The sequence below is a fragment of the Clostridium rectalis genome, from assembly GCF_900626095.1.
Taxonomy (GTDB): Bacteria; Bacillota; Clostridia; order Clostridiales; family Clostridiaceae; genus Clostridium_AS; species Clostridium_AS rectalis.
This window is the reverse complement of sequence record NZ_UYZZ01000011.1, coordinates 66287-77181: the sequence shown is the minus strand read 5'-3', so window position 1 is coordinate 77181 and position 10895 is coordinate 66287. Positions and strand designations below refer to the sequence as shown.

Annotated in this window: 15 protein-coding genes; 7 read left to right on the top strand and 8 right to left on the bottom strand. The window is 29.7% G+C overall.

The features are described from left to right. The 3 genes from EJL03_RS14545 to EJL03_RS14535 form a co-directional block, all read right to left on the bottom strand. Positions 1-212, bottom strand: a 212-nt coding sequence (locus EJL03_RS14545) for an HTH domain-containing protein (protein ID WP_341472433.1), incomplete at its 3' end; no start/stop codon positions are given. Between the two features lie 80 nt (positions 213-292). Next, positions 293-1156 (bottom strand): PHP domain-containing protein, encoded by an 864-nt coding sequence (locus EJL03_RS14540; protein WP_125154699.1) that lies wholly within the window; start codon positions 1154-1156, stop codon positions 293-295. A 105-nt stretch (positions 1157-1261) separates the two neighbouring features. After that, positions 1262-1729 carry a DUF4883 family protein gene (locus EJL03_RS14535; RefSeq protein WP_125154698.1) on the bottom strand — a complete coding sequence of 156 codons (468 nt, stop codon included), beginning with the start codon at positions 1727-1729 and terminating at the stop codon, positions 1262-1264. Between the two features lie 155 nt (positions 1730-1884). Between EJL03_RS14535 and EJL03_RS14530 the strand changes: the two genes are divergently transcribed. Continuing rightward, on the top strand, positions 1885-2151 hold the full coding sequence (locus EJL03_RS14530) for a metal-sensitive transcriptional regulator (RefSeq protein ID WP_125154697.1): 267 nt from the start codon (positions 1885-1887) through the stop codon (positions 2149-2151). A 7-nt stretch (positions 2152-2158) separates the two neighbouring features. On the opposite strand, the gene EJL03_RS14525 is transcribed toward EJL03_RS14530, so the two are convergent. Continuing rightward, positions 2159-2614: a threonine/serine exporter family protein gene (locus EJL03_RS14525; protein ID WP_243108729.1), complete on the bottom strand. Its 456-nt coding sequence runs from the start codon at positions 2612-2614 to the stop codon at positions 2159-2161. Continuing rightward, complete coding sequence (locus tag EJL03_RS14520) at positions 2611-3384, bottom strand: threonine/serine exporter family protein (protein WP_125154696.1); 774 nt, start codon at positions 3382-3384, stop codon at positions 2611-2613. Before EJL03_RS14520 ends, EJL03_RS14525 begins: the two co-directional genes overlap by 4 nt. Before the next feature lie 525 nt (positions 3385-3909). Between EJL03_RS14520 and rsxC the strand changes: the two genes are divergently transcribed. From rsxC to rnfB, 6 genes are read left to right on the top strand one after another with little or no spacing between them, the layout of a single operon-like run. Next, positions 3910-5220 (top strand): electron transport complex subunit RsxC, encoded by a 1311-nt coding sequence (gene rsxC, locus EJL03_RS14515; RefSeq protein ID WP_125154695.1) that lies wholly within the window; start codon positions 3910-3912, stop codon positions 5218-5220. A 34-nt stretch (positions 5221-5254) separates the two neighbouring features. After that, a complete protein-coding gene (locus EJL03_RS14510) occupies positions 5255-6184 on the top strand; it encodes an RnfABCDGE type electron transport complex subunit D (protein WP_125154694.1) in 930 nt (309 codons plus the stop codon). Between the two features lies 1 nt (position 6185). Then, complete coding sequence (locus EJL03_RS14505; protein ID WP_125154693.1) at positions 6186-6755, top strand: RnfABCDGE type electron transport complex subunit G; 570 nt, start codon at positions 6186-6188, stop codon at positions 6753-6755. Between the two features lie 2 nt (positions 6756-6757). After that, a complete protein-coding gene (locus EJL03_RS14500; RefSeq protein WP_125154692.1) occupies positions 6758-7363 on the top strand; it encodes an RnfABCDGE type electron transport complex subunit E in 606 nt (201 codons plus the stop codon). A 46-nt stretch (positions 7364-7409) separates the two neighbouring features. Continuing rightward, positions 7410-7985: an electron transport complex subunit RsxA gene (rsxA, locus tag EJL03_RS14495; RefSeq protein ID WP_125154691.1), complete on the top strand. Its 576-nt coding sequence runs from the start codon at positions 7410-7412 to the stop codon at positions 7983-7985. Positions 7986-7997: 12 nt separating this feature from the next. Next, complete coding sequence (gene rnfB, locus EJL03_RS14490) at positions 7998-8792, top strand: RnfABCDGE type electron transport complex subunit B (protein WP_125154690.1); 795 nt, start codon at positions 7998-8000, stop codon at positions 8790-8792. Positions 8793-8888: 96 nt separating this feature from the next. On the opposite strand, the gene EJL03_RS14485 is transcribed toward rnfB, so the two are convergent. From EJL03_RS14485 to EJL03_RS14475, 3 genes are read right to left on the bottom strand one after another with little or no spacing between them, the layout of a single operon-like run. Then, on the bottom strand, positions 8889-9419 hold the full coding sequence (locus EJL03_RS14485) for a Gx transporter family protein (protein ID WP_125154689.1): 531 nt from the start codon (positions 9417-9419) through the stop codon (positions 8889-8891). A gap of 21 nt (positions 9420-9440) precedes the next feature. Beyond that, entirely contained in the window at positions 9441-9833 is a 393-nt protein-coding gene (locus tag EJL03_RS14480; RefSeq protein ID WP_125154688.1) for a NusG domain II-containing protein, read from the bottom strand. Then, positions 9820-10854 (bottom strand): FAD:protein FMN transferase, encoded by a 1035-nt coding sequence (locus tag EJL03_RS14475; RefSeq protein WP_125154687.1) that lies wholly within the window; start codon positions 10852-10854, stop codon positions 9820-9822. The genes EJL03_RS14480 and EJL03_RS14475 overlap by 14 nt, the downstream gene beginning before the upstream one ends. Positions 10855-10895 lie beyond the last annotated feature (41 nt).

The window sequence follows — 10895 nt, the reverse complement described above, 5'->3', positions numbered from 1 at the left end:
CCAGATGAGCTTACTCTTTTTATACCTAAAATTTCTATATCAAAACAACATTCTTCGAATATTTGTCTAGGAAGTTTGCCAGTTTTATTTTCGGTTATAAAATTTTTTTTGAATTCATCAGTATAAGTAATTCCTTTTGAAGTTACTTTTTTCACATACTTGTTTTTAGATAATATATTAATTTCTTCTTTAGTGAATAATTTATTGCTCATTGATAATAACCTCACATTTAATTTTCTATTTATTTTATTATACATAAAAAATCCTATGGAATAGAATTTTTTTAAATCGTCTACTCCATAGGATACATTTTATAATTAGATAGTTCTTTTATTTTTTTAAGAAAAATATCGATATACTTATTATTTAGAAATACTTCCCCTATATAATTTCCATGAGAATTATCCTTTTTACACATACCATGAAAGTCAGAACCAGCAGAAATAATCTTATTATATTGATTAGCTTTATTTATAAAATACTCAGTATTTTTTGTTGTGTTTAAAGGATATATACATTCAATCCCATGTATACTAAATTTTAAAATTTCATCTATAGAAACTTTTTTTATAAGTATAGGGTGAGCTAAAACTATCAAACTGTTTATGGAACTTAACATAGATATGCCATCTTGTAATGAAATATGTTTATTTGGTATATAAGCGGGGCTACTGTCCCCTATAAATTTATCGAAAATATAATTCCAGTCATAATTATAAGAGTCATGTATTGCTTTAGCTATAACGGGCCTTGCAATTATACCCTTACTTTCCCTTAAAATTTTATTATAATTAAGATTTATATTGAAGTATTTTTGTAAATTATGTATTATTTTTTCACCTCTATATATTCTATAATCTTTTATATTTTTTAAGAATTTTTGAAAAGTTGGATCATTAAATTCATTATTCTTAAAATAACCAAGTAGATGTATCTTTTCACCTTTATACGTTGTAGAAAGTTCAATTCCTGGAATTACTTTTAAATTTAAATTACGACCTGATTCTATGGCTATATCTAATCCATCTGTAGTATCATGATCCGTTAATGATAGAATATCTACATTTTCTTTTACAGCCATATTTATGATTTGAGAGGGAGAATATTTGCCATCGGAGGCATTGCTATGTATGTGAAAATCACCTTTTAAAAACATCTATAAGCCACTTCCTTTAATAATAGTGTATTTGATTTATATTTTATCATTACTGCTATAAAAAAAATAGTTGAAAATATAACAAATTCAACTATTTAATATAATTTATCTAGGAATTACATAGTTACATAATTCATATAAATTATAGGATTCAGGAATAAAGGACATATCTATATAATCCATATCAAAATAACCATCCCAGGGATGGACAGAAACATATTTTTTATCGTATATATTGATTACAAATGTTTCATTTTTAAATGTTAAAAAAATTTTATATGAGGGCTTACTTGGTAAATTTTTAGGTTTAGATGTAAAATATTTAATATCAAGATTTTTCATAAAATTATTTATAATAGAAAAATCATTACTGTCAATATTCTTTTCTTTATAAAAATTGGTATCTACAATACTACACTTATAAGAAGTTTCAGAGTTTATATTTTTATATAATTCATCCGTATAATAAAAATTATTTTGTTTAGTTTTTTTATTAATTGGTAAATTACAAGAGGCAAATAACAATGCAATTGAAATAAGGATTATAAAAATATAAGTATACTTTTTTTTCATATATATCACCTAAAAAATATTTATATAACATGAATATGTAATATTTATAGATAATATTCATATTAGACAAACAATAAGTTTGATATGTTGATTTGTTATTAAATAAATGATATAATGCTTATACCTATACAGGGTATTTTAATAGGAGTGATATTATGAGTGGAAAGTTAGAAATGAAAAAAGATACATTGAACAGATTGAAGAGAATAGAAGGTCAGGTAAAGGGTATTCAAAGAATGATAGAAAATGAAGCCTCATGCAAAGAAGTTTTAATTCAGATTGCAGCAATAAGATCCGCTATAAACAAAGTTGGTACATTAGTTTTTGAAAACTATGCTCAAAATTGTGTTAATACTGTAGATGATAAATTAACTTTAGAGGTAGAGGAATTATTAAGTACGCTAAAACTATTTATTAAATAAAAAAAAATTATTTTGTTTTTTTCTTGTAGGTTATAAGTTTAGTCATAGATGAAACTAATACTAAACTTATAGCTATTGCGCCTGCAATAGTTAATGTACTTAATCCAGTACTTAAAAACTTATTTATGTCACCGCTAATTGACTCTAACATGGTGTAATACATTCCACCTCCCGGTACTAGTGGAAGTATAGAGCATATTATAAAACTTGTTACTGGAGTTTTTAATATTCTTGCCATTATTTCTGAATATATTGCAGCCACAGTGGAGGCATAAAAGAAAGACAAAGTATTTGAAAAATTAAGTTTTAAAAATAATAAATAAGTAAACCATCCTAGTCCACCACCAAGAGCTGCAAAAAAAACTTTTTTGCCTTTAATATTAAATATTATAGAAAATGCTAAGGTTGCTATAAAGGCATAAAAAGAATATAAAAATATATTCATATTTGCACTTATACTCATTTAAACACCCCTCCAAAATAATTAAACCATAAGGAAAAAGTAATTCCACTACCTACAGCAATGGCTATAGCTATTAAAAAGGCTTCTACGGCACGACAATTTCCAGCCATTAAGTCCCCAGCTAAAGTATCTCTTATTGCATTTGTTATAACAAGTCCTGGTACAAGTAACATTAAAGAGCCAATTACTATTTTATCTGTGTTATCAGCTAAATTAAGAGAAGTACTAATTAAAGCTATAAATGAAGCTAAGGCTCCTCCTATGGCATTTATAAAAAAAGCATTGGTTTGTATAGAATTTAATTTTAAATTTACAATTTGAATTAATCCACCAATAAATAAAGAGGTAATAAAATCTTTTTTACTTCCACCATATAGAAGAGTAAAAAATCCTGCAGCTATGCAAGATGCTAATATAATTATTTTTTTACTATAGGTTTTATTTGACTTTATATCTTTTAAACTTTGCTCAATAAAATCTAAGGTTAATTTTTCTGAACAGATTTTTCTAGAAAGGTCATTTACTAGTGCTATTTTATCTAAATCTACAGTCCTAGATTTAATACGTTTTACTTTAGAAGACGTTATTCCAAAACTGTTAGTAACGGAAACTACTAAGCCGGTTGGAGTAATAAAACTATCTGTATTAAAAACCCCATAGGCATGACAAATACGTTCCACGGTTTCCTCTACTCTATAAATTTCGGCACCGCTTTCAAGCATTATTTCACCTGCTAAGGTAGCTAATTGAAGTATTCTATTAATATCCATTTGTATTCTCCATTCTAATGAATATAATTTTAATTCATAACGTATTATAACACATATTTAGCAATATAAGTGAATTATAGTTTAAAATATTAAAGCTAGTTAATTTTAAAATTACAAAAAAATGGTTACTAATTGAAACCATTTACAAAAATAAATTAACCGTCTATAATAAGGTTTATAGAATTGATTTATTTTCTAAATGCAAACACTTTTAAAAACAATTAATTTGATATTTAAAAGCATCAATATTTGAAGTTGTTATAAATAATTTTATACAATATTAAATAAATGCATAAAAAAGTATTATTTCGGTAATGAAAAATAAAATATACTCAATATTTTTGTAGAAAAAGGATAGAATATAGAAAATATCTGGGCCTATAATCAAGAATATATTTTAAAATTATCCAAAAACTCTTGACACAGTTCGCATAACAATTTAATATTGATGATGGGCATTATTATTAATCAGCCAATTACTTATTAGTAATTTATCTTGATAAATTAATAGATAGGAGGGTCTTTATGGAATTATTAACTTTTAAAAACGGAGTACATCCTCCTCATGGTAAACATTATACTGAAAATAAGCCTATAGAACAGTATTTACCAAAGGGAGACGTAGTTATTCCTATGTCACAACATATTGGTGCACCAGCTGAGCCAATAGTTAAAAAGGGTGATAGAGTATTAGTAGGACAAAAAATAGGTGAAGCTAAAGGATTCATATCAGCTAATGTACATGCTAGTGTTTCTGGTACTGTTAAAAATGTAGCATCAGTAACATTATTTAATGGAGTTAAATCAACTGCTGTTATTATAGAAAATGATGGACAGTATGAAGAAGTTGAGACAGAAAAAAAAGATTATTCAAAGTTGTCAAATGAGGAAGTAATTAACATCATTAAAGAAGCAGGTATAGTAGGTATGGGTGGGGCTACATTCCCAACTAATGTAAAACTTGCACCACCACCAGATAAGAAAATAGACTCTATTGTAGTAAATGCTGCAGAATGTGAACCTTATTTAACATGTGATCATAGAATGATGCTTGAGTTTACTAATGAAATCGTTGAGGGTCTAAAAATAGTATTAAAATTATTCCCAACTGCAAAGGGATACATTGGTATAGAAGATAATAAAATCAATGCAATTAAAGCTATGGAAGAAGCAACAAAGAATATACCAAATATAGAAGTTAAAGCTGTTAAAACTAAGTATCCACAGGGAGCAGAAAAACAATTAATTTTTGCTATAACAAAGAGAGAAGTACCTTCAGGTGGACTTCCAGCAGATGCAGGATGTATCGTACAAAATGTAGATACAATATATGAAATTTATAATGCAGTTGCAAATGGTAAGCCGCTTACTTCAAGAGTAGTTACCGTAACAGGTGATGCTATAAAAGAACCTAAGAATATAAGATTTAAAATTGGTACTTCAGTAAGTGAATTGGTTGAAGCAGCCGGTGGTTTTGCAGAAGAGCCATTAAAAGTTATATCCGGTGGTCCTATGATGGGAATGGCTATGTCTTCATTAGATGTACCTGCAACAAAAGGAACATCAGGAGTTCTTTGCTTAACTAAGAAAACTGCGGAAATAGAGGATGAATCAAACTGTATAAATTGCGGAAAGTGTGTACAGGTTTGTCCAATGAATTTGATGCCAACAAAACTTGCTACAGCGGCAACAGTTATGAATAATGATATGTTTGATCAATTTAGTGGAAGAGACTGTATTGAGTGTGGATGTTGTTCATTTGTATGTCCAGCAAGACGTCATTTATTACAGAGAATTCGTTCAGGAAAAAAAGCACTTGCTAAGAGAAAAAAATAATTTAAGTTCAAAAGAATGAAGAGGTGAATGTTAAATGTCTGAAACAACAATGTATACTGTATCATCATCTCCACATATACGTGCAAAAGATACCACTAAATCTATAATGAGAGATGTTGTTATAGCGTTACTTCCAGCAACTATTGCAGGAATTTATTTTTTTAAACTTCAGGGATTTTTAGTAATATTGGCTTCTGTACTTTCTTGTGTAGTAGCAGAATGGATTTGGCAAAAAGCTACTAAAAGAAAAGTTACTATAAGTGACTTAAGTGCAGTAGTAACAGGGTTACTTTTAGCCTTTAACTTACCAGCGTCCGTACCACTTTGGCTACCTGTAATAGGTGGATTTTTTGCAATAATAATAGTAAAACAATTTTTTGGTGGATTAGGACAAAATATTGTAAACCCAGCTTTAGCTGCAAGAGCATTTTTACTTGCTTCATGGCCAGTACAAATGACTACTTGGACATTAGATGGAGTTACTACAGCAACTCCACTTGCAATATTAAAAGGAAGTGAAGCAACTGGAGCAGCTCCAGATTTAATGAGTGTATTTATAGGACATGTTGGAGGCTGCATAGGTGAAACTTCAGCTTTAGCTCTTTTAGTAGGGGGAGCATACCTTTTATATAAACATGTTATTGACTGGAGAATACCTGTGTCATTTATAGCGACAACATTTGTATTTACTGCTATTGCAGGAAGAGCTTCAAGTCCAGTTTATGAATTGTTTGCAGGTGGTTTAATGCTTGGTGCTATATTTATGGCAACTGATTATGCAACGTCACCAATCACTCCACTTGGAAGAATCATATTTGGAGTTGGGTGTGGAGTAATTACTTCTTTAGTTCGTATATTTGGAGGATATCCAGAAGGAGTATCTTACTCAATACTTATTATGAACCTATTTGTACCACTTATTGAAAGATGGACAACTCCAAAAATATTTGGGAAGGTGAAGTAAAATGAAGAAGGCGAGCAGTTTTAAATTAGGTCTAGTTTTGTTAATAATAGCTGCTATATGCGGATTAATACTTGGTGGTGTTAGTGAAGTAACTAAAGAACCTATAGCAGTTCAAAATAAGAAAACTTTAGATGAAGCAAATGCAGAAATATTACCTTCAGCTAAAACTTTTGAAGAAAGTAAAGGTTTTTCACCAGAAGGGATTGTACTTGGGGTAACTGAAGGAAAAGATGGGTCCGATTTAAAAGGATATACTATAAAAGTTGCGCCAAAAGGATATGCTGGTGCTATAGAAATGATGGTTGGTATATCAACTGAAGGAAAAGTTACAGGAATTAAAATATTAAATCATTCAGAAACTCCAGGTCTTGGTGCAAATGCTCCAGAACCAAAATTCTCAGGACAATATAAGGATAAAGAAGCAAAACAATTAGAAGTTGTAAAAGGAAGTGCATCAGCAGATAATCAAATCGAAGCAATAACTGGTGCTACAATAACTTCAAAAGCGGTTACTAATGGAGTAAATGAAGCAATTCAATTTTACGACTCCAAATTGAAGGGAGGAAAATAATAATGGGAGTAGTTTCAGAAAGATTATATAATGGTATAATAAAAGAAAATGCTACTTTCGTACAGGTACTTGGTATGTGTCCAACGTTAGCAGTAACTACTAGTGCTAGTAATGGTATTGGTATGGGACTTTCAGCCACTGTTATTTTGATTGGATCAAATGTTGTAATATCATTACTTAAAAAAGTTATTCCAGATGAAATACGTATACCTGCGTATATAACTGTTATTGCAACACTTGTTACAGCTTTACAGTTTTTATTACAGGCGTATTTACCTGATTTAAATAAATCACTTGGTATATTTATACCACTTATAGTTGTTAACTGTATAATTCTTGGTAGAGCGGAAGCTTATGCTAATAAAAGCAATGTGGTAGCATCCTTGTTTGATGGACTTGGAATGGGTCTTGGATTTACTTTATCATTAACAGTATTAGGAATAATAAGAGAGTTATTAGGAACAGGTAAAGTATTCGGTGCTCAAATTACTCCAGATGCTTTCCAACCCGCATTAATTATGATTCTTGCACCAGGTGGATTTTTCACACTAGGTATCTTAATGGCTATTTTAAATCATAGAAAATCAAAAAAAGCTAAAGCTAATTAAATTTTAAGATGCCTTAGTTTTATAGGAAAGGTGGATAAATAGAAAAATGAGTATTTTTACTATATTTGTAAGTGCCTTATTGGTTAATAACTTCGTTTTATCTAGATTCTTAGGAATATGTCCATTCTTAGGAGTTTCAAAGAAGGTAGAAACAGCTACAGGCATGGGAGCAGCTGTTACTTTCGTTATGGCATTGGCATCAATAATGACTTATTTAGTTGAAAGATGTATTTTACAACCATTAGACATTCAGTATTTATCAACATTAGCATTTATACTTGTTATTGCATCACTAGTGCAGTTTGTTGAAATGGTTATAAAAAAGGTAAGTCCTGATCTTTATAAAGCATTAGGTATATATTTACCACTTATAACAACTAACTGTGCAGTTCTTGGTGTGGCAGTTATTAACAGTAATGAAAAATATAATCTTATACAAGGTGTTGTAAACTCTGTAGGTGCAGCGCTTGGATTTACGCTTGCTCTTGTTTTATTAGCAGGTATTAGAGAAAAAATGGAAACTAATGAATACATTCCAGAAGCATTAAAAGGCTTACCAATAACATTAATAACAGCAGGATTAATGGCTATAGCTTTCTTAGGCTTCCAGGGATTAATTTAAGGAGGTGTCACCATGGGAAGTTTATTATTTCCTGTACTAAGTTTAGGCGGACTTGGTATAGTATTCGGTCTTCTTTTAGGATATGCATCAAAGAAGTTTGCCGTAGAAGTTGACCCTAGAGTTCCTCAAGTAAGAGAAGCATTACCCGGTGCAAATTGTGGGGGATGTGGATTTGCTGGATGTGACGCTTATGCGGATGCTGTAGTTAATGAAGGAGCTAAGCCAAATGGGTGTCCAGTTGGTGGAGCTGCTGCTGCAGAGAAAATAGCAGAAATTATGGGCGTAGAAGTTGATACATCTGAACCTAAAAAGGCATATGTAAAATGTCAAGGAACTTGTGATAAAGCAAAAGAGAAATACGAATATTATGGATCTATGACTTGTGTAGATGCAGCTAATATTCCAGGAGCAGGTTCAAAGACTTGCACATTTGGCTGTTTAGGGTTAGGAAGTTGTGTACAAGTATGTGCTTTTGATGCTATACATGTTGAAAATGGAATAGCAACAGTTGATGAGGAAGCTTGTACTGGTTGTGGAGCATGCGTAGATATATGTCCTAAAAATGTTATTGAATTAACACCAGTATCAAAGAAAGTACGTATATCATGTAATTCACATGATAAAGGAATAGAAGTTAAAAAGGCTTGTGCAGTTGGATGTCTTTCTTGTGGATTATGTGTAAGAAATTGTCCAAGTGAAGCTATTACTATGGTAGATAATTTACCAGTAATAGATTATGCTAAATGTACACAGTGTGGAGTTTGTGTAGGAAAATGTCCTACAAAAGCTATTGCAAATTTAAAGTAGTATAAAGATATAGGGTGCAAATTTTTGCACTCTTTATTTTTTATTATTAATAAAGTCAGGGAAATAAAAATAAGAACACTAAAAGTGTTCTTATTTTTATTTAAGCGTTTTTAAAATGGTAAAGAAGGGAGTTTTTTTTATATGTTTATATAAAAAATTAGTTAATAAACCTATAAAATATCCGGTAATAATTCCTGCAAGTAATAGTACAGGTAGGTAAATATATACTCGAAAATCTTGAATTATTAAAGAAGCCACTAATAATTGACCTATATTATGAAATATAGCACCGCATAAACTTATGCTCCAAATGCTTAAATATTTATTAAATCTTTTATAAAGTAAGATCATAATTAAATTACTTAATAAACCTCCTGCTATACTATAAATAAAGGAGGACATAGTTCCTCCAAAAAAAGAACCAATTAATGTTCTTAAAAGCATTATTATTAGCGCTTCTTTAGCTCCCATGGTTATTAGAGCGAATAAGGAAATTGCATTAGCAAGACCTAATTTTATTCCTGGAATACCAGGAACCAATACTGGTATTTGTGCTTCTATAATATAAATAACTGAGGCTATGCTAATAAGTAAGCTTAAAAAAATTAATTTTTTTGTTTTTTTCATAAAATCACCTTAATCTTGTAGTTAATAAGTAGTAGCATCCACATTATTTATATTTTTAGATACTCCCTTTATTTTTATTATAAGTTTGTTTGGAAGACACACTATAGTGTCACCTTGTTCGGATATCCAACCTGTTTTAATACATACTTTATCAGGGCAATCGGCCTCTTCCACTCTTATAGCATTTTTCTTTATAGATATTTTATTGAAATGACCGTTTGATGCTTTTAAAGTAAAATCTGTATTCTCTTTAACTGTTGACAAATTTATTTCTTTTACTATTTTCCCATCATGTTTTATTATAGCAATTTTAGTATTTGATTTTTTATAATATTTGTATAAATGTATGCTTAAAAACCCAAAAACTATTGATATTGTTAAAGAGATAAGTAAAATTTTATCACCTTTCTTCATAAGTATACTCCTTATTTGTTAAATTAAATGAATCTTTTAAACCAGAAGTAATATAAACTTTTTTATCAGAAGTTACGAATATAGCCTCTACACCTTCCAATGATTCTACTAGTTTCAAACCTTTCTCTAAACCAAGTATGTATGTGGAGGTTGAAATAGCATCTCCATCAATTGATTTGTCAGAAATTATTGTAGTAGCAATAAGTCCATTTTCAGAAGGATATCCTGTTTTAGGATCTAATATATGATGATATTTTTTCCCGTCCTTTATAAAAAATCTTTCATAGTTACCGGAACTAACTATAGATTTTTCAGAAACTTTTACTACTGAAAAATATTCACCCCTAGTTTTTAGAGGGTCTTGTATCCCTATACTCCATAGTGAATTATCAGATTTATTACCTACTGTAACAATATTTCCTCCAAGGTTAATAAAAGCTGTTTTGATTCCCTCTTTTAAAAGACACTCTTTTACTTTATCTGCAGTATATCCTTTAGCGATACCACCAAGATCGATAGATTCATTAACCTTTTTTAATTTCACTGATTTGCTTTTATCATCTAATATTATATCATTATAATTTATAAAAGATTTTTTTTTGTTTATTTCATTTACTGAAGGAACTATAGCCTTATCAGTACCAATACCCCACAGGTTAACTAAAGGTCCTATAGTAATATCAAAATACCCACTGCTTAATTTTGAATATTCCAGGGCCTTTTTTATTACAATAAAAGTGTCATCACTGACCTTAACAAATGACTTCCCAGCATTTTTATTTATATTTGATATTTCACTATTAGCTTTACTTGGAGACATTTTATTATCAATGTCTGAAATAATGTCCATAGCTTTATTTGACGCAGATTCTGCATTTTTACCATAGACTTTTAATTGAACTATGGTGCCTAATAAATAATTTTCTTTGCTTATCACAGGTTCTTCTTTTGTTTTACAAGAGGAAAGTAGTAAACTGAATATAAGAATAACTACTAAAAAACAAACAAATTTTTTTTTCATAATAGTTCCCACCTATCTAGTAATATTTACGTTCATGTAAG